General features: G+C 46.0%; 20 protein-coding genes. 15 read left to right on the top strand and 5 right to left on the bottom strand.

Going from position 1 to position 24,046, the window contains the following annotated elements; all coding sequences use genetic code 11:
* Positions 1-12 precede the first annotated feature (12 nt).
* Positions 13-1,080 carry a ketoacyl-ACP synthase III gene (locus MHN31_RS00830; RefSeq protein ID WP_125557175.1) on the bottom strand — a complete coding sequence of 356 codons (1,068 nt, stop codon included), beginning with the start codon at positions 1,078-1,080 and terminating at the stop codon, positions 13-15.
* A 142-nt stretch (positions 1,081-1,222) separates the two neighbouring features.
* Here MHN31_RS00830 and MHN31_RS00825 point away from each other — a divergent pair, with 142 nt between their 5' ends.
* From MHN31_RS00825 to MHN31_RS00775, 11 genes are all read left to right on the top strand, one after another.
* Positions 1,223-1,618, top strand: a complete 396-nt coding sequence (locus MHN31_RS00825) for a DUF4440 domain-containing protein (RefSeq protein ID WP_125557173.1) — start codon at positions 1,223-1,225, stop codon at positions 1,616-1,618.
* Between the two features lie 75 nt (positions 1,619-1,693).
* Entirely contained in the window at positions 1,694-2,566 is an 873-nt protein-coding gene (locus MHN31_RS00820) for a mechanosensitive ion channel domain-containing protein (protein WP_125557171.1), read from the top strand.
* 58 nt (positions 2,567-2,624) lie between these two features.
* Positions 2,625-3,866, top strand: a complete 1,242-nt coding sequence (locus MHN31_RS00815) for a sensor histidine kinase (RefSeq protein WP_239443176.1) — start codon at positions 2,625-2,627, stop codon at positions 3,864-3,866.
* A 3-nt stretch (positions 3,867-3,869) separates the two neighbouring features.
* Positions 3,870-4,391, top strand: a complete 522-nt coding sequence (locus MHN31_RS00810) for a response regulator (RefSeq protein ID WP_239443175.1) — start codon at positions 3,870-3,872, stop codon at positions 4,389-4,391.
* A gap of 76 nt (positions 4,392-4,467) precedes the next feature.
* Positions 4,468-4,872 carry a DUF1761 domain-containing protein gene (locus MHN31_RS00805; protein ID WP_125557165.1) on the top strand — a complete coding sequence of 135 codons (405 nt, stop codon included), beginning with the start codon at positions 4,468-4,470 and terminating at the stop codon, positions 4,870-4,872.
* Positions 4,873-5,087: 215 nt separating this feature from the next.
* Positions 5,088-5,348, top strand: a complete 261-nt coding sequence (locus tag MHN31_RS00800) for a hypothetical protein (protein WP_125557163.1) — start codon at positions 5,088-5,090, stop codon at positions 5,346-5,348.
* 276 nt (positions 5,349-5,624) lie between these two features.
* A complete protein-coding gene (locus MHN31_RS00795) occupies positions 5,625-7,616 on the top strand; it encodes a TonB-dependent receptor (RefSeq protein WP_239443174.1) in 1,992 nt (663 codons plus the stop codon).
* Between the two features lie 178 nt (positions 7,617-7,794).
* A complete protein-coding gene (locus MHN31_RS00790; protein ID WP_125557159.1) occupies positions 7,795-8,295 on the top strand; it encodes a hypothetical protein in 501 nt (166 codons plus the stop codon).
* 360 nt (positions 8,296-8,655) lie between these two features.
* The gene (locus MHN31_RS00785) at positions 8,656-10,845 is read left to right on the top strand and encodes a pre-peptidase C-terminal domain-containing protein (RefSeq protein ID WP_239443173.1); all 2,190 of its coding nucleotides are present in this window, start codon (positions 8,656-8,658) and stop codon (positions 10,843-10,845) included.
* Between the two features lie 66 nt (positions 10,846-10,911).
* Positions 10,912-12,783 carry a M28 family metallopeptidase gene (locus tag MHN31_RS00780; RefSeq protein ID WP_239443172.1) on the top strand — a complete coding sequence of 624 codons (1,872 nt, stop codon included), beginning with the start codon at positions 10,912-10,914 and terminating at the stop codon, positions 12,781-12,783.
* 77 nt (positions 12,784-12,860) lie between these two features.
* A complete protein-coding gene (locus MHN31_RS00775) occupies positions 12,861-14,312 on the top strand; it encodes a DASS family sodium-coupled anion symporter (RefSeq protein ID WP_138537933.1) in 1,452 nt (483 codons plus the stop codon).
* A 104-nt stretch (positions 14,313-14,416) separates the two neighbouring features.
* Here MHN31_RS00775 and MHN31_RS00770 read toward each other — a convergent pair whose 3' ends face one another.
* The 3 genes from MHN31_RS00770 to MHN31_RS00760 form a co-directional block, all read right to left on the bottom strand.
* Positions 14,417-16,195: a hypothetical protein gene (locus tag MHN31_RS00770; protein WP_239443171.1), complete on the bottom strand. Its 1,779-nt coding sequence runs from the start codon at positions 16,193-16,195 to the stop codon at positions 14,417-14,419.
* Positions 16,196-16,204: 9 nt separating this feature from the next.
* Positions 16,205-16,444, bottom strand: a complete 240-nt coding sequence (locus MHN31_RS00765) for a hypothetical protein (RefSeq protein WP_239443170.1) — start codon at positions 16,442-16,444, stop codon at positions 16,205-16,207.
* Between the two features lie 317 nt (positions 16,445-16,761).
* Complete coding sequence (locus tag MHN31_RS00760; RefSeq protein WP_125557147.1) at positions 16,762-17,493, bottom strand: tetratricopeptide repeat protein; 732 nt, start codon at positions 17,491-17,493, stop codon at positions 16,762-16,764.
* 463 nt (positions 17,494-17,956) lie between these two features.
* Between MHN31_RS00760 and ppc the strand changes: the two genes are divergently transcribed.
* The 3 genes from ppc to cdd all read left to right on the top strand — a co-directional run bounded on the left by ppc (position 17,957) and on the right by cdd (position 22,092).
* Positions 17,957-20,590, top strand: coding sequence for a phosphoenolpyruvate carboxylase (ppc, locus tag MHN31_RS00755; protein WP_239443169.1), 2,634 nt, complete (start codon positions 17,957-17,959; stop codon positions 20,588-20,590).
* A gap of 182 nt (positions 20,591-20,772) precedes the next feature.
* Positions 20,773-21,141 (top strand): hypothetical protein, encoded by a 369-nt coding sequence (locus tag MHN31_RS00750; protein WP_010381034.1) that lies wholly within the window; start codon positions 20,773-20,775, stop codon positions 21,139-21,141.
* 81 nt (positions 21,142-21,222) lie between these two features.
* Positions 21,223-22,092 carry a cytidine deaminase gene (cdd, locus tag MHN31_RS00745; protein WP_125557143.1) on the top strand — a complete coding sequence of 290 codons (870 nt, stop codon included), beginning with the start codon at positions 21,223-21,225 and terminating at the stop codon, positions 22,090-22,092.
* Here cdd and udp read toward each other — a convergent pair.
* On the bottom strand, positions 22,089-22,859 hold the full coding sequence (gene udp / locus MHN31_RS00740; protein WP_125557141.1) for a uridine phosphorylase: 771 nt from the start codon (positions 22,857-22,859) through the stop codon (positions 22,089-22,091). The two genes, cdd and udp, sit on opposite strands and share 4 nt — an antisense overlap.
* A gap of 318 nt (positions 22,860-23,177) precedes the next feature.
* Here udp and MHN31_RS00735 point away from each other — a divergent pair, with 318 nt between their 5' ends.
* Complete coding sequence (locus MHN31_RS00735; protein WP_125557139.1) at positions 23,178-23,957, top strand: DUF2189 domain-containing protein; 780 nt, start codon at positions 23,178-23,180, stop codon at positions 23,955-23,957.
* Positions 23,958-24,046: the final 89 nt, after the last annotated feature.

Raw genomic sequence — 24,046 nt, 5'->3', positions numbered from 1 at the left:
GGGATTAGCCCTTTACTGTTGGCATGCCTTGACGGCATCCGCTATTAACTCCACACCTGACTGTTCACAGGCTGGCAGTGTTTCTTCGCTGTGCGCCAAAGGCGTGACCCGCTCGCCCCATTTTATGTAGCTGGCAGCCCAGGTCAGGCCTGCACCAAAGGCGGCTGACATGATGTTTGCGTGTGGTTTAACTAACCCTTGTTCCACTGCTTCACACAAGGCAATGGCAATGGTTGCTGCAGAGGTATTACCGTACTTGTCGATATTGACCATCACTTTATCATCTGCAATATCGAGTTTTTTCTGGATTGCCTGAATGATCCGCAGGTTTGCCTGGTGTGGAACCAGCACATCTATATCAGACAGGGATAAATTTGCCTGTGCCAATACATCATCGCACGCAACGCTCATGCCAGTGACCGCTCGTTTGAAAATCTCTCGCCCTTCGAAAGATAAGTCTGATGGGCCTGCTGGTTCATAGCGGGTCAGATCTGTGCCGTAATTCGCAATGTGTAAAATGCCACGATCTTCACTGTCACACCCGGTTTTAGTGCCAAGCAGTCCACAGGGCTCATCGCTGGCTTCAAGAATAACCGCGCCAGCGCCGTCACCAAATAGCACTGCACTGTCGCGTTTTGCCCAGTTTACGTACCAGGTCATACGCTCAGCTGCCACAACCACAGCGCGTTTGATCATACCAGCCTGGATCTGCGCAGTGGCATTTTGTAGTGCGTACAGAAAGCCTGAGCAGGCCGCATTGGTATCGCAGGCAGCTGCACCCACGGCACCAATGTTTTTTTGCACCAAAGATGCGGTATTGGCCACCATAGTGGAAGGTGTGCAGGTTGCCAGCAGGACGAGATCTATGTCCTCGCCTTTAAGGCCAGCGCAGGCTAACGCCTGTTTACTTGCAACCGTTGCTAACTCTGCGGTACTCACATGGCTGACACGGCGAGATTTAATGCCCGTTCGGGTGCTGATCCATTCGTCATTAGTGTCAACAATGTTGCTTAGTTCGTCATTACTAATAGAGGCGGGGGGAATTGCTTTTCCCCATCCTGTTATTTTGGCGTACTTCATTTTATCTCTTATTCAAATCCGACCAGTAGGCTAAGGCATAGTATATCGTAAACCGCTTTACGTTACATCCAATTATCCCTTGTCGAAATCGGCTAATTGACTAGACTGATAAAAGATGATGGCGTTAATTGCTTGGTTTATAATGCAAAAAATTAAATTTGATACGCTGGATATGCTCATAAACCTGGAGCGCGAGTTACTCGATCCCGCCGTGCGAGAAAATCCGCAGCGACTGGCTCAGCTGTTGGATGAAGATTTTTATGAAATTTCGGCTAACGGGTTGATGTTTAATAAATCTCACGTACTGGCCAGGTTGCCTAGGGAGAAAGTCCCGCAGTTTTATAATCAGGACTTTCAGGGCCAGATGCTCGCCGAAAACCTGGCCCAGATCACCTATCATGCTGCTTATCGTCGAAATGCCTATTCTAATTTGAATTATTCCGTCAGAATGTCGATCTGGCGCTACAAGGGAGCGAATTGGCAATTAATGTTCCACCAGGGAACACCTTGTCCGGAATTTAAGCTCAAATATGAATAAATGCCACCGTGCGCCTTAATTTAACCCACTAAGCTCGCCGGCGCTGTGTCGTTCGAGTACAGACAGAGGTATATAGTGTATTACCTGGATAAACTGAGCGAATGGTTGAACTTTTCACTGTTCACTTACGCTGAGCATTCTTTTACAGTCGGGAAGCTATTGCTTGTTCCGCTGCTGTTGATATTAGGGATCTGGCTGACCCGTTATCTGGTTGGTAAATTAACCAATCGCCTCAGAGCTGGCAATACCGACCCGAATATGGTGCATCTGGTGCAAAGACTGTGCTACGTCCTGGCCATTGCCATTACGGTGATCACTATCCTGGATGTGATCAATGTGCCTATTACGGCTTTTGCCTTTTTGTCAGGTGCGATTGCCATAGGGTTCGGGTTTGGGGCTCAGAACATCATCAACAATTTTATCAGTGGTTGGATCCTGATGTGGGAAAAGCCCATTCGTATTGGTGATTTTCTTGAAGTGGAGGGGACCAAAGGGATCGTTGAAAAAATCAACACGCGTTCAACTCGTTTACGCCGGGTGGATGGGGTACATATGCTGATCCCCAATAGTAAATTACTGGAAAACACGGTTATCAACTGGACTTTGGTTGATAAACTTATGCGTACATCGGTGCGTGTAGGAGTGGCGTATGGCTCGCCTGCAAAACAGGTGGCAGCCTTGATCCTGCAGGCAACCGAAGAGCAGCCTGAAATACTGAACGATCCTAAGCCCCAGGTTACATTTGAAGACTTTGGTGACAACGCGCTGATATTTGAAGTCAATTTCTGGCTCAATTCTACCGTCGAAGGTGGGCTAAGGCAGGCGAGAAGTAAAGTGCGCTTTCGCCTTGATGAGTTATTTGCCGAGCATAATATTGTGGTGGCCTTTCCACAGCGTGATGTGCATATCGACGGTCAACTGGCCATCGTCAGGCAACCTAAGCGTTAAGAAGTCTTCAGGCACACCTGGTGTCTGCGTATTTATTGAGTGTAAAACGTAAAATATCATGTTAATTAATTTCTCGCCTAACTCGGCGCTTGGCCAGTTATTGCTGCTGCGCTCCATCGCCATTGTACTACAGCTGGTGCTGGTGCTCATTTCGTTGTGGTTTTTAGATAAAAATTTACCAGAGCAACCTATTTTTACAGTTATTGCGCTGGAGTCTGTATTTCAACTGGCGAGTATTTATGCTTATCGCAAAGTGAGTGATGTATCACCAGGGGCTATGGTGATGCAGCTGGTGGCTGATATTTTATTTTTAACCGTTCTGTTGTCTTTTCTCGGAGGAGCCAGTAACGCGTTTGTCTCTTTGCTGTTGTTACCTTGCATCATTGCAGCGGTTACGGTGCCACCAAAGTTTGTAGTGTTTATTTCTGGTGCCGCCTTAGCTGCGTATGGGTATTTGTATACGGTTGTTCCGATGCACCATCACGGTATGCATATGGGCCAGCACTTGCTTGGCATGCTGGTGAATTTTGTATTCATGGTTATTGTGATAGTGACGATAGTGACCTTTCTGGCTAGTCGTATCCAGCAACGAGAACTGGCGCTGGCTAAAAGCAGAGAAAAGCAATTGCAACAGGAGCAGGTGCTCGCATTAGGTAGTGCTGCTGCTCAGGTAACCCATCAACTGGCCACACCCATCGCGCATTTGAGTTTGTTGTATGAAGAGTTAAGCGAGGATTTTCCGCAGCATCCGGCTGTGCTGGATATGCAGGCTCCTTTGGCGCAGTGTAAGACACAGTTAGATGGTTTCAGGGCTCAAACCGAGCTACTTAAGCCGCATGCCCAGGTTAACAGCCAGGCATTTACAATGCTCTGGCAGCAGCTTCACGAACTACTGACGCTGCAATTTCCTGAGCAGATCATCACTTGTCAGTTACCCGAACAGTCATTTTCAGTCAGTGGTGATCCTATGCTAATCCCGGCGTTGTTTAACCTGTTTGTGAACGCGGCGAAGGCCAATGAGAAGTGCTCTGCGCTCAGCCTGGAAGTCAGTGTGAGCTTGTCAGAACAGGCCTCAGCTGGCAGTGATCGTACATGGTCTTTGTCGATCCGAGATCACGGTCCCGGCATTGCAATGGACAAACTGGCTTTGATAGGTAAGTCAGTGGTCGACAGTTCATCTGGTTTGGGCATGGCGCTGCTGCTTTCTCATGCTACAATCGAGCGACTTGAGGGGACCTTACACTTGTCTAACCATCAGACTCAGGGTGCCGTATCTGTGGTGACTTTACCTGTAGTATAAATTATGAAGTTATTGATTATTGAGGATGACGTACCATTTGCCACAACGCTTTCGCGCAGAATGACTAAGCTGAATTTTGAATGTCAGTGTGTACATGATGAGCTGGATATTACGGCTCAGTGTCAGACATTTATGCCGCAGTATGTGTTGTTGGATATGAAGTTAACAGCGAGCTCCGGCTTGCAGCATATCGCATTGATCCGGGGCATCGTCCCGGACGCAAAAATTGTACTTCTGACTGGGTTTGCAAGTATCGCGACGGCCGTTGAGGCAATTAAGCTGGGTGCCGATGAATACCTAACCAAGCCTGCGGACACTCAGTTGATAGCCAAAACTCTTTTGGGTACACAAGCTATAATGACTGAAACCACAGACACGACCATGTCACCGGAACGGCTTGAATGGGAACACATACAGCAAACCCTGAAATCTAATGATGGCAACATTTCTGAAACAGCAAGACAACTGAATATGCACCGACGGACATTGCAAAGAAAACTTCAGAAACGCCCGGTACTTAAATAATCCATGCACAGTCTGGTTTGCTCTTCCAAAGGTTATTAACTAAATTGAAATTAGTGAAATAATCGAGGTAAGTGCTGTGGCTGTGTTTGATGTAGACGTGGTTGCCGTTGTGATTGCGGCAATCTCCTCCTTTGCTTTAGGGGGAATATGGTACTCACCGTTACTATTTCATAAACCCTGGCTGGAAGAAGCAGGTCTTACTGAATTGGATATTCAAAATGCCGACCATAAACTAGTGTTTAGTGGCGCGATGTTTTTATCCATACTGGCTGCACTGTTAATGGCTGCGCTGCTGGGTAAAAGCCCCGCTATTATAGACGGAGTGTTGCTGGGCTTAGCCGTTGGAGTGTGCTTTGTCGCCAGTACCTTGGGTACCAGTTATTTGTTTGAACAACGCCCTCTGAAGTTATTTCTTATCAATGCGGGTTACCATACCGCTCAATTTTGTCTGATAGGGTTCGTACTTGCCATACTGAGCTAATAATGGACTATCTTACCTGGATGTCATGACACTGTCACAGATAGAGGTCAATCTGCCCGGTGCAGTGGTCTCGTGGAAGCGGACAAATATCCTGTTATATGCTGGATTAGCGCCGTATCATAGAAAAGTTTGTGCTGTTTCAAAGACTGAAAATCACCCTACCCATGGATCCGGGCCAGCGTGTTTGGGTGAGCCTATTTTATATGGACAAAAACATGATAGACATATTATTTGACATCATTGGTATGACGGGTACTTTCCTGGTGGTTGGTGCGTTCTTTTTACTCCAGTTGGACAAAGTAAGCCCCGACGGTATTAAGTACAATATGATGAACCTCAGTGGTGCCATTTTGCTGCTTATCAGTCTTTGCTATAACTTCAATCTGGCTAGTTTTGTCATCGAGTTATTCTGGATAGTGGCCTCTTTAATTGGACTGTACAAGTACTTTAAAAAACGCAAACTTACGACAGCCTAATTTAACGGTAGGGCGGCGCATCCAGGATGTGCTGCTCAACAAAGTACAGAAAATAAATCACTCTATTTTTTGTTATTTATGCAACATTTATTCATATTCAACTATCTTTACTCGCGCTTTATTACTAACATTTCTCATTAACTTACTAAAATATCACAAAAAACTTGCGAACTGTCCCTGTCTGCGTAATATTAAAATTGAAATAAAAAATCGCTGTTTGATTTTTATGTTACATGACAACTGTTTAGCCGTAATTGTGTCGTTGAGCGAATGAGTATGATAAAAAGTCTGCTACCTGTAAGTTTAATCTTGCTCAGTTTACCTTTAAGTGCCCGTCAGGAAGCGTTGTTCGAGCTGTCGTTTGAAGAGCTGATGGACGTGACGGTTGAGCTTGCGAGCAAAACGGCTGAAACCGCCCAGTCCGTCCCATCCAGCGTTACCTCATTTTCTCAACAACAAATCACTTTACTTGGCATTCGTAACGTCTATGAACTGATGAACTTTGTGCCAGGGTTTCAGTCAACCCGTGGAGACTGGGTAGGCAGTGTGCCCAAAGAGCATGCCAGAGGCGTTTATCTCGACAATGGTAATATTCTGGTGATGTTAAATGGCCAGCGGCTCAATGATTCGTCGTTTGGTAAAGCGTCTGTTTATGCCCCTTTTATTCCCGTGGATGTGGTCGAAAAAGTCGAGTTTATTCGCGGGCCTGGTTCAGCCCTGTATGGCAGTAACGCGTTTTTGGGGGTAATGAATATCGTAACGCGTCAGTCTGCACGTCAGATACAGCTTGGTGCAGGCCTGCACCAAAGCAGACATGCCTCGTTCAATTACAGTCATAACTCTGATACCGAGCGGCACTTTCATGCCAATATCAGTGCTTTTGCAACGGATGGGGAAACCTATCATGCCCAACAAGCCCGTGACCCGCAATCGAGTCTTTTTGTGGAATTTGGTGGTCAATGGGGGGCATTTAGCGGGTCGCTCCACCTGACCAGAACGACGTTAGATGAGTTTATGAATTTGTCCAGTTACAGTGAATACAACTTTCATACCAGCCGTAACATTGGAGCAAAACTAAATCACCGGGCCAGATTATCGGACAAACTAGACAGTGATTTAACGTTGAGTTTTATCCGCCATGACATAGACAGTGCCGGACTGATAGCAACAGCAGAAGAGTTGGGTCTCCAGCAGGACTTTTTTAATGGACCAAAATGGCGCTCTGAAGATTTGACGCTGAACTGGGATTTGGCCTACCAGCATAGCACTGAGCTGGCGCTAAACTGGGGGCTGGAGTACTCATTAGAGGAGCAGTCCAGGGCTGGTACTTACACATCGCACTTTGACCCAGTCAGCGGGCAAATAATTCTTGAAGATCAATACTATTTGGGTGGTATCAAGCCGCTTAACGAGTTTGCAGCGTTCGATAGCCTGAAGCAGGATTTTGACTCCTACGCCACTTATGTACAGCTGAAATACGCGTTGGATGATCAACTGACATTATTTACCGGGCTGCGTTTTGACGAGTTTATCGACATAGACAGCAAGTTGTCTCCGCGCATTGCAACCATTTATCAGTTTAATCCACAGCATGCATTTAAGCTGCAATACGGAGAGTCATTTCGGATCCCGGTGAGTAATGAGCTTAATTCTAATGATGATATTACTCAGGGTAATGCGCAGCTTAAGTCAGAAAATATTAAAACGACTGAACTCGTTTGGCATATGGCATACACACGCTGGCAACTCGATCTGGTGTTATTTGAAAACCAGCTGGATGATTTTATCATTCTGGAGCCGGTTGATATGGCACAAAGCCGGTTCACGTTTAATAACGCCTACTCTACGAACATGCAAGGGCTCGAGGTCAGTGCTTCATTTGAGTTAAGTGATGCCAGCTGGTTCAAATTAAACTATACCCAGCATTTTGACGATCCATTCAGTGCCAGCTACAAGCGTTTTGGATCGTGGCAGTTACACCATAAGTTTGGTAGTTGGCAGATTGGGCTCAATGGGGTGTGGCGATCTCAGGTTAAAGTATTCCCTGTGTTTATACCGGATGATCCTGATTTCCAACATTATGATCAGGAAGCACACTGGTTGATAGGAGGCACTATTACCTGGCACTTTGCTGCGAATAAGCAGCTCAGGATTAAGGCACAAAACTTGTTTGATAAACAAACGAGTGCATTCGACCCCAGAGTGTTCGACGGCCGAGTGCCACAATCCGGACAGCAGCTATCACTAGAATACTCATATTCGTTCTAATTAGTTAACGGCAATCACTGCGGTTTGTGGCGCGATGATCTGCTTTGGCTGTTTACTCTTTGGCAGCCGTACTTTGCGTTTCACTAAGAGAGTTAATTATAAAGGTCTGATTATACTATGCATAATTGCATAACCCTCATATAATAGCGGTATCGTTCACTTTTTATATGCTACTGAAATGAAACTATTTATCTTTGCATTGTTAGTTACTCTGTTGAGTGCCTGTTCGTCTGTGCCTCCTAAACCAGTTATAAAATCGGAGATGCCAAGTGTCTCTTATCAGGGAAGAGGCGCAGCTGCTGGGCCTATGTTGATGGGGGCGTTGGGCCCTGCCGGCATCGCGGTTGGATTCGCTATTGACGTTGGAATAGGTAAGGACATAGCGACTGCTATGGAAGAATCAAAAGATCAGGGGTTCCAGCTAATAACAACTCGTATTGCAGAGCAATATCCGGATGTCTCTTCTGCCACTCTGTTGAAAGTGGATTTTCATGCCCAGCGCGGAGACGACGAGCTCGCTTATGCTACCGTTGAGCTATTGCTGGTAACCGCCGAGGGAGAGCAATCAGTATGTCTTCAAACAGAACCCGGGAATTTACCGGAGTTAAAGGAAACTCCAATTAGCTGGTCACTGATTGCCACAGCAATTACAGCCCGCCAAGCATGCTCAAGTGACTAGCATCTGATCAAGATACCACGGTCAAAAAACGTTTTGTTATAGTATAACAACCTTGTGTTGGCAACCTTAAGGTACATTTATAAAGCACTGATATTAGCTCGCGTGTAACAAAATTCTTACACTTAGTGCATGCTAAACTCAAATTTGTGTCAGAAGGTTGCCTTTAACTAGATGTAAATAAAGCTAACTTTTAATTTTAAAAAGGTGTAAATTTCAGAATAACTAAAAGTTAATAAAAGTTTATTTTTTTAGCTTTATCACTAGTCTCTATGTTGCGCACTCGTTAAATGTGCGTTTTGCACTGTGGATAGCAATATCCCGGTTGCACATAAAACAACAAGTAATCATGGAGCAAATCAAGTGAAACTATCAAAAATAGCTTTGGCAACAGCTGCCGGTCTGGTACTGGTGTCAGGCACTGCAAATGCAGCTCAAAAGCGCTTCCTCAACACACATAATACCATTTCTGCGATGCTGGAATCTGCGGCACCGGCTGTTTTGTCGGCACAACCAGAGCAGCTCATTGGGCTTGATGCAGGCAGCACACTGGTTGAGCTGAAGTCATACCCTCATGCGAATGGTGCGGTTACGACACGTTACCAACAAATGTACAAAGGCTTGCCGGTTATCGGAGACACAGTCAGCCTGACCTATAACAACGCAGGCGCATTAAAGCGCGCACATGGTGCTGCTGTTTATGAGATTGCGGCTGATTTGAATACCGTCACGCCAAAAATGTCTATGCAGGCAATGCAAAGCCAACTGGAAGCTCAGTTTTCGGCACAACAAAATGGCGAAGAAATCGCGCTGGCTAAGCATAATGAAACCAGCCGACTAGGGATCTGGCTTGATGACCAGTCTCAGGCCAGACTGGTCTACGAGGTGACCTATGTGACCTATGGCAATTCGCCCTCACGACCTTACAAAATTATTGATGCCAACAGTGGCGAGTTGTTGATGGAGTTTGACAACATCCAGCATGCGAACGCAACCGGACCGGGTGGCAACCAAAAAACAGGTCGTTATCAGTATGGTACTGACTATGGTCATTTGGATGTGTCTCAGTCGGGCAACACCTGTACGATGAATAATGCAAACGTTAAGACCATTAACCTCAATCATGGTAGTAGCGGGTCTACGGCGCACAGTTTTACCTGTCCGGAGAATACAGTTAAGGAAATTAACGGCGCCTATTCTCCGTTAAATGATGCACACTATTTTGGTAATGTCGTTTTCAATATGTACAACGACTGGTTAGGTACAGCGCCGTTAACTTTCCAGCTTAAAATGCGTGTTCATTATGGTAATAACTACGAAAACGCGTTTTGGGATGGCAGTGCGATGACATTTGGTGATGGCCAGAATCGCTTCTATCCATTGGTTAGCCTGGACGTGTCGGCACACGAAGTCAGTCATGGTTTTACTGAGCAAAACTCCGGCCTTGTTTATCGTTACAAATCAGGTGGCCTGAATGAAGCTTTTTCTGATATGGCAGGTGAGGCCGCTGAGTTCTACATGAAAGGCAGTAATGACTGGATGGTCGGTGAAGAGATCTTTAAATCCACAGGTGCACTGCGCTATATGGATGACCCCACTAAAGATGGAAACTCTATTGGCCATCAGTCAGATTATACTTCCAGTATGGATGTGCATCACAGCTCAGGTGTATTTAACAAAGCGTTCTATACTTTGGCGAATAAAGCAGGCTGGGATACTAAGAAAGCTTTCATCGTGATGGCGAAAGCAAACCAATTATACTGGACGGCCAGCACTGACTGGGATACCGCAGGTAACGGCGTTATGGACGCTGCTTGTGACCTGGGCTATAACCATGATGATGTTAAAGATGCGCTTGCAGTTGTGGGCGTAACTTCTCAGCTAAGCCCGGGTAGTTCATGTGGCACTACTGAACCACCCCAGGATGAGCTGCTAACCAATGGTGTTGCTCGCACCGGGATCAGCGGTTCGTCTAAAGCTCAAAGCTTCTTCCGTTTAGAAGTTCCGGCTGATGCGACGAATCTGTCGTTTGTGACTTCTGGCGGTACTGGTGACGCAGATCTTTATGTTAAGTTTGGCAGCCGTCCTTCGTTGCAAACTTATGACTGCAATAGTACCACGTCCAGCAGTAATGAAACCTGTAACATCAGCAATGTTCAGGCTGGGACCTATTATGTGATGGTCGAAGCGTGGAATGCGATTTCTGGTGTGTCTCTGACTGGCTCATACACCTCGGGTGGTACAGGTACGCCCCCAATTGACCGAACAGAGAGTAATGTTAGTGTTGGATCGGGACAATGGCAACGCTTTACGCAAGACTTAAGTGCCGGCTATTCGAACCTGACAGTAACTATCTCTGGTGGTTCAGGTGATGCTGATCTGTATGTCAACTATGGTAGCCAATCCACCACATCCACCTATCAATGCCGCCCTTACCGCAACGGCAATAGTGAGACTTGTACTTTTACTAACCCTCAAGCGGGAACCTGGCACATTGACTTACGTGGCTACTCTGCAGCCAGTGGTGTCACTGTGAATATTCAGGCTAACTAATCATCGATTAAGGGAGCATATCGCTCCCTTTTTTTTGTTCAATCACATTAATTAAGGGGTGTTGCGATGATAGTTCAACGACCCGTTCGTGTGCTGAGCTTATTAATGGCCGCGAACTTTACACTTTTCTCAGGCGGTGCAGCATTTGCTAGTGTACCGTTAGAGCCCGAAAGAGCTTGGATCACACTAGATACCATGGCCGGGCAACATTATCAGTTACAAAACCTGCTGACAGGTAAATACGTTAACGCACAGGTGAGTGCAATCCCAGGTGTTAGCATAGCGCAGCTTGATGAGATAGAGCATGGTGAACTCAGTCATTTTATGCATGAAAACTACCACCGCTGTGGTGGGTTTGTTGCCCATGAATCGAAAGCTGACGCCGAGGCGTATCTGTCCCAACTGAGTCAGGCACATACTAGCCAACCATTGCAGACGTACACCATAGATAACCCAGCTATGGTTAACGCTATGATAGGAGAGGTGAGCACCACGAGCCTGGATAGCACAGTAGCGAATCTTACTGCGTTCCATAACCGTTATTATACGCAGCAAAGTGGAGTAGATGCGGCTCAGTGGATTAAACAAAACTGGCAATCAATCACACAGTCTCGCAGTGACATCAGTGTAGATTTTTATAACCATAGCTGGTCTCAATCGTCGGTTGTTGTGACGATAGCCGGAGCCGAGAATGCCAGTGAAATCGTCGTTATTGGTGGACACCTCGACTCTATCAATCAGTCTAGTCCTACGACGGGTAGAGCACCAGGTGCAGATGATAATGCATCTGGAATTGCCGTGTTAACAGAAGCGCTTAAAGCTCTGGTCGCAGCGGATTACAAACCCCAACGGACGATTCAGATCATGGGCTTTGCGGCTGAAGAAGTGGGCCTGAGAGGCTCTAAAGCCATTGCACAAGATTACAAGTCTCAGGGTAAAAATGTGGTCGGCATGGTGCAGTTTGACATGACCGGAAATAATGGCAGTACGCAGGACATCACCATGATTACGGATTACACCAACAGTGGTCAGAATCAGTTTTTGTCGCAGCTGCTTGACGCCTATTTACCCAATTTAAGTTATGGCTATGATCAGTGTGGTTACGGCTGTTCAGATCATGCTTCCTGGTATCAACAGGGGTTTGCAGCCTCTATGCCTTTCGAATCCCGGATGTCTGAAATCAACAGAAAAATACACACCAGCAATGACACTTCGTTTGATGCTACACATGCCAGTAAATTTGCCAAACTGGCGGTCGCTTATCTGGCTGAAATGGGTAAAAACGCCGGTTCTACTCCACCGCCTGATCCTGGCAAGTTACAAAATGGTGTGCCAAAAACGGGTATTAGCGGCATAGCTAAGTCTCAGCATGATTTTTCTCTGGCTGTACCTGCTGGTAGCAGTAACCTGACTTTTAAAACATCAGGCGGCACGGGAGATGCAGATCTGTATGTTAAGTACGGCTCTAAGCCAACACTGCAAAGCTATGACTGTAAAAGCACTACGTCGAGCAGCAATGAAACCTGCACCATTAGTAACGTCAGTGAAGGGACTTATTATGTCATGGTTGAAGCCTGGAATGAGATTCAGAATGTCTCTTTGGTAGGCGAGTATCAACAAGGTGGGACCACGCCAGCTCCCATCAATCGTACCGAATCTAACTTATCAGTGGCGCAGGGCGGCTGGGTTAACTTTTCTCAATCTCTGGGCAATGGGTATCAGTCTTTGACCGTGACATTGTCGGGCGGAGTGGGGGATGGTGACCTGTATGTTAAATATGGCTCAGAGGTTGGGGACAATAGCTACGATTGTCGTCCTTATAAAAGCGGCAATGCAGAAACCTGTACTTTCAATGCACCTGGCGCTGGTAACTGGTTTATCGGTATAAAAGGTTACCAAAGTGCCAGTGGAATGACGTTGTCCATATCGGCACAGTAGACAGATTTTCCATACTCTGTACTTATTTTACTGGCATAATACGCCCAGAGTGTTAAATCCAGGTAAAAATATAAGTAATGGATAATTTGAAGAAGTCAAAACTCTGGACCGACAGGCTATGTCTGCTGCTCGGTCCGGCATTTATGCTGCTGACGTGTTTGACAGCAGCCCCTGAAGGGATGAGTGTTGAAGCCTGGCGTACTGCCGGACTTGCGCTATGGCTGGGGATCTGGTGGGTCAGTGAGGTTGTGCCCATACCGGCAACTTCTCTGGTGCCTTTGCTTGTGGTGCCTTTGGCGGGAATAAACGACATTAAATCTGCTTCGAGTTTATACGCACACCCGCTGATCTTTTTGTTCCTTGGCGGCTTTTTGATCTCTATTGCAATGGAAAGATGGCAGCTACACAAACGTATTGCCTTGCATACCATGTTACGCAGTGGAAACAATCCTAAGACTCAGATCCTGGCAATGATGCTGGTCAGCGGGTTTCTATCTATGTGGATCAACAATACAGCGACCACTTTAATGATGCTGCCAATTGCCTTGTCAGTGATTCATGTACTGAAGGATAACCAATCTCAGGATAATAACTATGGTATTGCCCTGTTGCTGGCGATTGCCTATAGCGCGAGTCTGGGCGGAGTAGGGACCATTATTGGCACCGCTCCCAACGCGTTGATGGTCGCATATCTGTGGGAAAACTATCAGATAAAAATTGGTTTCGCGCAATGGATGGTGATGGCTGTTCCATTCACATTTGGTATGATTTTATTGTGCTGGGTGTGGTTGACGCGTTTTGCGTTTAAAGTGCAAAAAACCAATAATGACACAGATTTGACGCAAATTTTTACCAAGCAATTAGGTGAATTAGGTCGCATGAGCCTGGCCGAAAAAAATGTGCTGCTTGTTTTTGTTTTTGCCGCAGTTAGCTGGATCAGCCGACCTTACCTGGCAAGCTGGACAGGTCTGGACATTACCGACACGGGAATTGCTATGGCGGCTGCGCTTTTGCTATTTGTTCTGCCAGCAAAGAGTGGCAGTGATACTCGCCTAATGGACTGGCAAGCCGCGCAGCAAGTACCCTGGGGGATCTTATTGTTGTTTGGTGGCGGTTTAACACTGGCGTCCCAGATTAAAGGCTCGGGGCTGGCTGAGTACATTGCCAACATGCTGGCCGGCGCCAGTGCAATACCTTTGGTGCTGGGTGTATTGGCTGTTGCTGCGCTCATTACCTTTTTAACGGAGCTGACCAGTAACACGGCTACGGCTGCGGGTTTTTTACCTTTACTTGGTCCTGTCGCTGAGCAAATTGCCGGCACACCGCTCATCTGGGTAATACCTGCTGCTATGGCGGCAAGTTGTGCCTTTATGATGCCAGTGGCAACACCGCCAAACGCCATTGTGTTTGGATCCGGAGAGATAAAAATCCGTGATATGATCAAGGCAGGCTTTGTTATGAACCTGTTTGCGATTGTGGTGATCACAACATTGACTATGCTGGTGGGCAGCCGGCTGTTTGGCTATTAGACTTGGTGATATTTTCTAAAATTGATAAAAAACAAGCCGCAAATACGGCTTGTTTTTCGCTATTGAACCGCCTTGATTGAAAGCAGATACTATATGTAATCGTGTTATCGAACAGGTAAAGTCATAGTGCCAGTTTTAATCGTCTTATCGCCCTTAAGCTGTAGCTTGTAGGTAAATGAAACTTCGTTGGTGGTATCGGCTGTATTGTCATTCAAGGCAACATTAGTCCATACCCGAATATAGTTACCGTTTGCCAGAGTTGTACCGGCTTTAATTTCAGTGTAATGATAGGTATAGCTAATGTGCTCGTTGTTCGCGAGTTGATGTGTACGCACAACTTCCACTGCATTCCAGGTTACCATCTCACCATTTTCAATGATGGACATATCTCTGTTGTGCTCATACTCTTCCCCATCTCTGGTATAGCCTGTAAGCTGAATACCAAAGTACTCTACATTACTGAAGTTAATCGGCAAATACAAATCGACACTGCTGTATGGTCTATAGTGTTGACTCTCTTCAACAGCTGAATTCTTAGTGAGAATAAGCTGGTCATTTTCGAGATAGTTGTTGTTATCAGCTACAATTGATTCGGGCTCGAAATCACTGCCAGAATGGACCAATGTAAATCCAGGTCTGTAATAAATATTTTCTGTTTTGCCTGATGCCAGGTTTTGTATTTCTGACAGTTCTATTGAATATGAACTACCAACGTCGAGAGTAGTTTCTGGTGTAATTCTCAAGCGGGTGTTATTTAAGTCTGTTGATGTATTTGCAGCAACAGTTATTGGTTTTGCATCAACCGTCGTGATGCCGTTTTCACTGCTGATTGCTATATCTTGATTCTTTTTGAGTTTAATAGAACTGGCTTCAACTGCGACTGGCACGTTAAAGTACAATTCAGCATAATCTTCTGCTGTGTGCATGGCTTTGCTTTGAACTAGCACAACGCTCGTTTCCTCAACAAGGCTGTCAAACACTTTCACAACCAGGTTAAGCGTGTTGTCTACCAGGTCTACAGTGATATCGGAGCCATTGGCATTGATTCTATAAGACTCGTTATGTTCGTTTAAGTCGGAAATATGCACAGTAGCGCTGCTGAAAGCGACATCACCTCTAACAAAACCAGGGATTTGGAGTGTTAAATCACCAAAGTACTTTGCATCCAGTTCATATTGTCCGGTGTCAGCGTTCAGCGTGGCAAATTGTGCACCCATGTCGTTGCCCTGTGCCACAACACGGTCCACTTCAATTACATTGCCATTTCTATCCAACACTGTTAATGCCAATGTATAGGCTTGTTGCTCGACTGGCTCTAAGTGGAAAGTATCTGTGTCCCTAACGTTGTCGGCTGAAACCAATATCATAGAATCTGCGTCAGTGTCGTAACTCGTGAACTCTGGCCGGTAATCCGCAATTTTATCTTCGTTGATGTCTGCCTGGTAGTACAGTGCGGATGGTAAATCTTTCGCCAAAGAGATCTGATATACACCTTTATCTTCATTGAACACCGCTTTTTGGCCATATTCCTTGGTCATTCGTTCCAGGTAGGCGTCGCGTGGAATCGACTGGCTTTGTATACCTTCATCAACAACTATGTCTGCGGACCAAATTGAAAGCGCCTTTAGAATATCACCTGTACCTGACTCAAGAACGGTAAACTCTTTTGTGTAACCTGCTGAAACTTCAAGGTCAAGTAAATCATAGGTGGTTTCTCGGGTGATAGATGAAGATGGCGTGTTGACTGCGAAGTATCGAGTTAAAAATGCTTCCTTCGCGCTGGAAACCTTAACGAGTACTTCAGTATTGGCTGGCAGTTTTGTAATGGAAAATTGTCCCTGCTCATTTACAGTACTTGAATCACGCCACTGTCCTTCTACCAAAACACTAATTTAAGCATCACTGGCTGACACACCTTCAGAAACGCTGACGATTCTACCTGTTATTGTAATCGGTGCTTGAGTAGTTTCATGTTGCTGCTTAGTAATATCAAGCTGTTCCTGAATGATTGAATTCTGTTGTTCAAGTTGCTCAACCAGCTTTTGATTGTCATCGTTGTCCTCAACTTCAAGACATCCTGTGAGTACGAAGCAGGTAGCAATACTAAGAGCGACTTTAGAATACTTAAACATCTATATGTCCTTTTATATTTTATAAGTTATCAAAATGTCCCTATATCGGGGATGGGCGATTAAATCATATCGGGTGGCAGAAATCTTCACTGGACAACATAAAATAAAAGAATTATTTAAATTTAACAGCCTGTTATCTAAATTCAGATGATCTATTTTCCTAGTGCTTTAATGTTCACATTGTGTGATAGTTGGATCTAAATTTTGAGTACTGACTGGTATGGTATTTGAGGAGGTAATCACTTGGTGAATAGACTAAGGGATGAATGGCAATCCGTGCAACGGTGAATGAGTGACACGGATTGCTTTAGGGCAGATCAGTCTTCTGTAATTTGCGACCCTGCTATATAGGTTCCAGCCTGGATTTTGTGATAAATGGTATCAGCTATCTCTTGTGCATCCTCTCGCTGTGAGCGAGACATGCTTTTTTCATCCAGCCTGCGACTGGTTGAAGCTGGGCGGTAGCCATTATACTCTGCCAGTGTGTTCCAGATGTAGGATCGCTGAATGTTCTTTTCTCCACCGAGTCCCTGATAATACAAAAGCGCAAGATTGAACATGGCTAGTGTATAGTTATTAGCGGCGGCACGTTCGTACCAGAACTTAGCCTGGTTATAATCTTGTGTTACTCCATCCCCGTTGGCGTGCATCACGCCGAGGTTAAACTGCGCGGCGGGCATGTTTTTTCTGGCTGCTGCCATAAACAGGTCGACAGCTTTTTGCTTGTCGATTTTTACGCCTTTACCTTGCTCATACATGACAGCCAATGAAAACATGGCGTCGGCACTGCCAAGTTTAACCGCCTGCTGCATAAGCTCAGCCGCTTTATGTGGATTTCTCGGTACACCATATCCACCCTCATACATCTTGGCTAGCTCGTAGATACCTGGTGCGTATCCCATATCAGCAAGATATCTGAATTCTTTGAGAGCAACATCAAATTGTCCGGCATTGGCTGCTGCAATACCTTCTTCGAGCCCGGCTTGTGCAGCGGGCGTATTGGCGAGCAGGCCGACAAAGGCCAGTGCGTAAGTAAGTTTTTGCCACATGAGCGTTCTCCTTCATAACCGATGTTGTAAATCACCAGACCTGAGTGCAGAGTATAGCAGTCTGGGTTGCGCCGGTGCTAGCTAGTAGTAATGCCAAGTGAATAGTATAAGCGATTGAAGCAGAATAAAAAAAGCCCTTTCGGGCTTTTCTGATACATATCAACCGTCACTGATATGAGCAATGTAGCAAGTAAATGAGTACGTTTACCAACTCCCCCTGTGAAAAGTCGTTGGCATATCAACGTTAATGAAGCCGGAAACGGAGAATCGAGCAACGAGGTGTTTAGGACTTCATTGAGAATGATTATCACTTGAGAATGTTTATATGTCAAACAATAAATGATAATTAATTGCATTTGTGGCTTTTATAACTTTTTGCCTCTGTCTGTCATCAAAGTATCTTTTCTTTTTCTTTGTATAGTCAGTATATTGGAGTGAGTGAAAATTGTTCAGGGAGCAAGTTATGCAACAGCAATACACAGAATTGAAAAGAAACGTGAGTCTGCTTGGCGAGCTGTTAGGCACCACTATCGCCCATTCCCAGGGAGCGGAGGTACTCGAAAAAGTTGAGTTGATCCGACACCTGGCGAAATCGTCACGCGGTGGTGATGTACAGGCGAGAGAAACGTTAATTGAAACCCTGCAGTCCTTGCCTGATGAAGAGCTACTGCCTGTATGTCGGGCATTTAGCCATTTCCTTAACCTGGCAAACGTTGCAGAGCAGCAACACACCATTTCTGACTCAGGATGCCCACAAGGTCCATTTGAGACTCTGCAAACCACCTTGTCTGAAATCACGAGAAAAGTAAATCAGGGTGAGACAGAACAGCATAAAGTTGCTGAAGTAATTGAAAATTTATCTATTGAACTGGTACTTACGGCACACCCAACGGAAGTAACCCGTCGCACTTTGATCAGTAAGCATGTTGAGCTGAGTGATTGTCTGTCTGAGCTGGCTGCATGTCAGGATAGCAGCTTGTGTCGGAATGAAGTCATCGCGCGGATCGAGCAGCTGATCTGCCAGGCATGGCATACCAATGAAATCAGGAACAAGCGTCCAACCCCTCTTGAAGAAGCAAAATGGGGCTTTGCTGTTATTGAAAATAGCCTGTGGGATGCGGTGCCTAAATTTACCCGCACACTCACTCAGCTTGCTGAAGGTCAACTTGGTATCACGCTCCCGGAAGAATATGCACCGATTAGTCTGGCTTCCTGGATGGGGGGAGACAGAGACGGTAATCCCAATGTGACTGCCCAAGTGACTCAAAGCGTGCTTGATCATGGACGCTGGATGGCGCTGGATCTGTATTATCGTGATTTGGATGTGCTGAGTGCTGAACTTTCTATGGCGCCGGCGAATGACGAATTAAAAAAACTGACCGGGGACCATCCGGAACCATATAGGGCGTTACTCAAACAACTCAAAGCTGATATTAATGAGACGATATTGTCGCTGGAGCACAAGATCAAACATAAACCCAGTTCGTATCAGGATAAGGTCCGCTCAAAAGAACAACTGATGACGCCGCTAAATGCCTGTTATCGCTCGCTGACCGAGTGTGGAATGGAAGTGGTGGCCAATGGTATGTTGCTGGATGTCATGCACAGATTAAGATGCTTTGGTGTACAGCTGTGTAAATTGGACATTCGTCAGGACTCAGGCAGGCACTGTGATGTGCTCTCTGAAGTAACACGCTATTTGGGCGTGGGAGATTACGGACAATGGTCTGAGCAGGACAAGCAGGCGTTTCTGTTGTCTGAGTTATCGTCGCGGCGCCCATTGTTACCAAAGCACTGGCAACCCAGCGAGGAAGTACAAGAAGTGCTTGATACTTTTGCTGTTATTGCCAACCAGGATAGAGCCGCTTTGGGGATCTATATTATCTCTATGGCCAAAGAAGCATCCGATGTACTGGCTGTTGAACTGTTACTTCAGGAAAGCGGGTGTCAGTTTAAGCTGCCTGTAGCACCACTTTTTGAAACACTGGATGACCTGAATAATGCACAGAAGGTGATGCAGCAGTTATTCGACTCAAGCTGGTATAAAGGACATGTGGGCCAGCAGCAGTATGTCATGATTGGATATTCCGATTCTGCCAAAGATGCGGGCATGATGGCTGCTGGCTGGGCACAGTATCTTGCGATGGAACAGCTCATTGAAGTAGGCGAGCAATACCAGGTTGAGATGCATCTGTTCCATGGCCGAGGCGGTACCATTGGACGGGGTGGGGCGCCTGCTGCACAGGCGCTGCGTTCACAGCCTCCAGGTTCACTGAGTCATGGCTTACGTGTGACGGAGCAAGGAGAGATGATCCGTTTCAAATTTGGCCTGACACCCGTCGCCATTCAAAGCTTGTCTCTGTACGCCAGTGCGATTATAGAAAATAACCTTTGTCCGCCGCCACAACCTAAGTCTGACTGGCGCGATGCCATGGCTCTGCTGAGTGAGCACTCTTGTAATCAATATCGGGATTTTGTTCGCGGGAATGCAGACTTTGTATCTTATTTCAGGGCTGCGACGCCTGAAATTGAGTTGGCGAAGTTACCTTTGGGTTCTCGTCCGGCTAAACGTAAACCTCAAGGTGGGATAGAAAGTCTTCGTGCCATTCCCTGGATCTTTGCCTGGAGTCAGAATCGCTTAATGTTACCAGCCTGGCTTGGTGCTTTGGCTGGCATACAAAGTGTCGTGAAGGCGCATGGTGAGGCACTGCTAGGTGAGATGAGTGAGCAGTGGCCATTTTTTAGAACACGTCTCGAGATGCTTGAGATGGTATTTTGTAAAACAGATCTCTGGCTAAGCGAATACTACGATGAGCGCCTGGTGCCGGCGCAATTGCGCCCACTCGGGGAGTCTTTGCGCAAGGAGCTGACTGAGGCTACGCTATTTATTGAAAAGTATGCGCCAAAAGGTTCGCTACTATCAGCACAACCTTGGATCCGTGAATCAATTGAATTACGAAATCCGTATACCGATCCACTTAATGTGCTTCAGGTTGAGTTACTTAAACGGACCCGGGACAAAGATAATCAGGACTTAGACAGTGCATTGATGATCACTATGATGGGTATTGCGGCTGGACTAAGAAATACGGGTTAATTTAATTTGCTGCAATAGCAGTTTTATCCCCTCATAACAAAAACCAATCCTATAGGGTTGGTTTTTTCATTTTATCTAGTTTTTTATGGTTGTTTTGTTGACATCAATTCTTAATTAACTAGAATCCCCTGCTACCTTGTAAACGCGCTTAACACGAATTAAGGCAATAGTCAGAGGCTGAAATGTCAACGCTTTCAACCAGTATCACATATGATGAAACCACAACCCTGATCATGATGACCCTTAGAGGGAAAGCAGGGGTAGACGATGTTGTTAATGCCTACAGGGCGGCGAACAATTATGCTTCTAAACACCAGAGTAGTAAGTTGTTGGTGGATGTTTCTGAGTTGGAGCACCGGTTTGCAGCAATAGATGTGGTTAATATCATGCCAAAAGTCGCACATCAGGTGAAAAATATGCAGATTGCCAGAGTGGTGGGTATTGAAGGGTTTATGCATGATTTGTTCTTGCAAAAGGTTCAGCGATTTGGCATTAACGCTGAGAATTTTGAGTGCTTCAAAAGTGCTAAGGAATGGTTGAGTAAAAGCTGATTCAGGCGTAAACTGGTCTGCCATGAAACAAGCGCAAAACAGCGCTGTACAGGCGCAAGCCTGTGCGAATAATAACGATATATGGCAGATACTGACAACAAGCTAATTCCTTCCGTACTGGAAGCGTGTAAAACCGCCAACGGCGTACTAAATTCAGAACTTCAAACTCATATTCAGGCCTTATTGGGTTGCAGTAAAGCTCAGTTAGGGCAGGCGTTGTTGCCATATGCAGCAAGCTTTGCTCAGGCCCCTATCTCTTCTTTTCTGGTCGGTGCAGTGGCATACGATAAGCACAGTGATCACTATTTTCTGGGTGCTAATCTGGAGTTTTCGCACCGGGCGTTGTCTTTGGTGGTGCATGCCGAGCAAGCTGCTATTAACAACGCGTGGCTGAATGGCGCTAAGGAAATTACCAGCTTGGATATTACGGCTGCTCCTTGTGGTTACTGTCGCCAGTTTATGAATGAACTAAGTAATGCAAAACAGCTGAAAATCACTCTTCCAACAGGGGAGACGACGTTAACGCAGCTGCTGCCGGGAGACTTTGGGCCCACAGATTTAGGCAATCAGGAATCACTATTTGACAGTGCTCCGGTAGCAATTAATAAGGTGGATGAGCTATCCGATACGCTGGTCAGTCACCTTAGCCAGGTTTATGCACCGTACACCAAAAACATAGCAGCGGCTGAGTTGGTGATGAAAAACGGCAAGCGTTTTTATGGTCGCTATGTCGAAAATGCAGCATACAGCCCAAGTTTATCACCGATGCAAAGTGCGCTGAGCCAGTTGGCTATGAGCGGTGAAATACTAGCTGAGGCTAAGCTGGAGCGGGCGACTTTGGTAGAAACAAAAGGAAGAGAAAACCAGCGTGCGGTGACAGAAGCTGTAATAAGCAGCTTTAACGAAACGCTAAAGCTACATTATTATCTAATAGAGTCAAAGCAGGTTTAAGCCTGCTTTGCTTTTTCCAGTACCAGTTCAGCGGCTTTGATGACAACAGAGACCGCATTTTTTTCAACCATCTGATGATCGACGTTCGGGATTTCCTGACGGGTACGGTTAACCAACACGCCTGCAACACAGGCTGCTTTTAGTCCCAGCGCAGCACACATAGTAAACAGGGTAGCTGATTCCATCTCATAGTTCATTACATTGAGCTTTTGCCACTCTTCGCATGAGCCCTGAAATGCTTTTGGTACGTATCCTGAGAAGGTATCATATCGTTCCTGACCCGGATAGAAAGTATCACTCGAAGCAGTAATGCCCGTGTGATAGGTGACGCCCATGTGTTCACAAGCCTCGACCATGGCCGCGGTACAGTGGAAGTCAGACACAGCCGGGTAGGCAAGTGGGGCGAAGTGCTGGCTGGCACCATCAAGGCGCACAGAAGCTGTGCTGACCAGAATATCACCTTCGTTAATATGTGGCTGGATAGCGCCAGTGGTGCCAATACGAAGGAAGGTATTTACACCCAGTTGAGCGAGCTCTTCAATAGCAATCGAAGTAGAGGGCCCACCAATGCCGGTTGAGCAAATCACGATGGATTGGCCGTTGATATCGCCAAGATAAACATGAAACTCTCGGGTTTGAGCCAAACATTTGGGGTTGTCGAGTTGCGAAGCAATACGCTCTGAACGTTTAGGGTCGCCAGGTACGATAGCCAGTGTTGCACCGTTGAGATCTGCTTTCGAAAGACCCAGGTGAAATACCTTTTCCATATATAAACCTTGTATAGTTCTAAAGCCCAATGGTCAATTTTACCTGCATTTAAGTACAGGACGAATGTCCTTATGTTGGCCTTTGAGCATGACAAATGTATTTTTTACTTTAAATCCTATAAATGCTCAGGATAAATCGCCAATTCAAGGTGTAATGGCATCTTAAACAATAGGTTGCTCACTAGTATTATACAAAGATATTAACGCGAAACAGCGCCGTTTGTAACCTTAGGTATCATTCAAATTAACCAATTGCTTGCAACATTGTCGACTGTCTTCTAAACCTTAATAAGGAGAAGCAAATGGGGAATACCTACAATGCCTACAACACAATCGATAGACAAGCACACCGAGTTTGCCCGCTGTTTTGAAAGCAACAAGTTAAGCCCCTTTGTGGCTTTTCACTGGCTCGCATTGGCGTTCAAAGACATCGCTAGGGCTCCTTTACTCAGTCTTATATATGGACTGGTTTTCACAACAATACCAGCTGCGATTATGTGGCTTGCATTTGAAGTTGATTCACACCTTGTGATCTTACCCGCTGCCGTTGCATTTGCATTGATTGGCCCCGCATTTGCCGCAGGTCTTTACGATGTTGCCTGGGAGCTGGAAAAAGGCCATAAGCCTACGCTCGGTCATAGTCTTAAATCTATGTTCAGAAACCCAGCAGGAGAATGGGGATTCGCCATTTTACTGATGGTGATAATGATTGTCTGGATGCGTCTGGCAGCGCTCATTCATGCGCTTTATCCCAATGTGCCAAACCCCAACTTTGAGCAATTATCGGCATTCCTTGGGTTGGGAACCTTGGTAGGGGGCATATTGGTTGTGACTGTGTTTGCCATTTCTGCGTTCACACCACAGATAATGATGGAGCGCCGTGTCGACATTATGACTGCCGTGGTTTCGTCAATCCACGCAGTGAGATCTAATGCTGCAGCGATGATTGTATGGGGCGCGACAATTGGTGTTTTGGTTATCGTAGGCTTCTTAACGGGCACGGCCGGGTTTATCGTGATAATGCCGTTACTCGCCTATGCAAGTTGGCATGGATACATTGCAACGATAAAAACCAAAAAACCCAGAAAATACGAATAAGCAAACACTTAGCCTGCATATTCAACCGCTTTGGCAAACTTCGGTGGTGCCAGGGCGGTTGACTTATCTCCCAGCCATGTTATACCGAC

The sequence above is a fragment of the Pseudoalteromonas sp. McH1-42 genome (assembly GCF_022347845.1).
GTDB classification, from domain to species: Bacteria; Pseudomonadota; Gammaproteobacteria; order Enterobacterales; family Alteromonadaceae; genus Pseudoalteromonas; species Pseudoalteromonas rubra_D.
This window is presented reverse-complemented; position numbering and strand designations above follow the sequence as displayed.

Coding starts and splice junctions, on each gene's coding strand:
- MHN31_RS00780 (WP_239443172.1), top strand. CDS start 10,912: ATGATAGTTCAACGACCCGTTCGTGTGCTGAGCTTATTAATGGCCGCG.
- MHN31_RS00760 (WP_125557147.1), bottom strand. CDS start 17,493: ATGTGGCAAAAACTTACTTACGCACTGGCCTTTGTCGGCCTGCTCGCC.
- MHN31_RS00735 (WP_125557139.1), top strand. CDS start 23,178: ATGCCTACAACACAATCGATAGACAAGCACACCGAGTTTGCCCGCTGT.
- MHN31_RS00800 (WP_125557163.1), top strand. CDS start 5,088: ATGATAGACATATTATTTGACATCATTGGTATGACGGGTACTTTCCTG.
- MHN31_RS00825 (WP_125557173.1), top strand. CDS start 1,223: ATGCAAAAAATTAAATTTGATACGCTGGATATGCTCATAAACCTGGAG.
- MHN31_RS00750 (WP_010381034.1), top strand. CDS start 20,773: ATGTCAACGCTTTCAACCAGTATCACATATGATGAAACCACAACCCTG.
- MHN31_RS00795 (WP_239443174.1), top strand. CDS start 5,625: ATGATAAAAAGTCTGCTACCTGTAAGTTTAATCTTGCTCAGTTTACCT.
- MHN31_RS00815 (WP_239443176.1), top strand. CDS start 2,625: ATGTTAATTAATTTCTCGCCTAACTCGGCGCTTGGCCAGTTATTGCTG.
- MHN31_RS00830 (WP_125557175.1), bottom strand. CDS start 1,080: ATGAAGTACGCCAAAATAACAGGATGGGGAAAAGCAATTCCCCCCGCC.
- cdd (WP_125557143.1), top strand. CDS start 21,223: ATGGCAGATACTGACAACAAGCTAATTCCTTCCGTACTGGAAGCGTGT.
- MHN31_RS00775 (WP_138537933.1), top strand. CDS start 12,861: ATGGATAATTTGAAGAAGTCAAAACTCTGGACCGACAGGCTATGTCTG.
- ppc (WP_239443169.1), top strand. CDS start 17,957: ATGCAACAGCAATACACAGAATTGAAAAGAAACGTGAGTCTGCTTGGC.
- MHN31_RS00765 (WP_239443170.1), bottom strand. CDS start 16,444: ATGTTTAAGTATTCTAAAGTCGCTCTTAGTATTGCTACCTGCTTCGTA.
- MHN31_RS00790 (WP_125557159.1), top strand. CDS start 7,795: ATGAAACTATTTATCTTTGCATTGTTAGTTACTCTGTTGAGTGCCTGT.
- MHN31_RS00810 (WP_239443175.1), top strand. CDS start 3,870: ATGAAGTTATTGATTATTGAGGATGACGTACCATTTGCCACAACGCTT.
- udp (WP_125557141.1), bottom strand. CDS start 22,859: ATGGAAAAGGTATTTCACCTGGGTCTTTCGAAAGCAGATCTCAACGGT.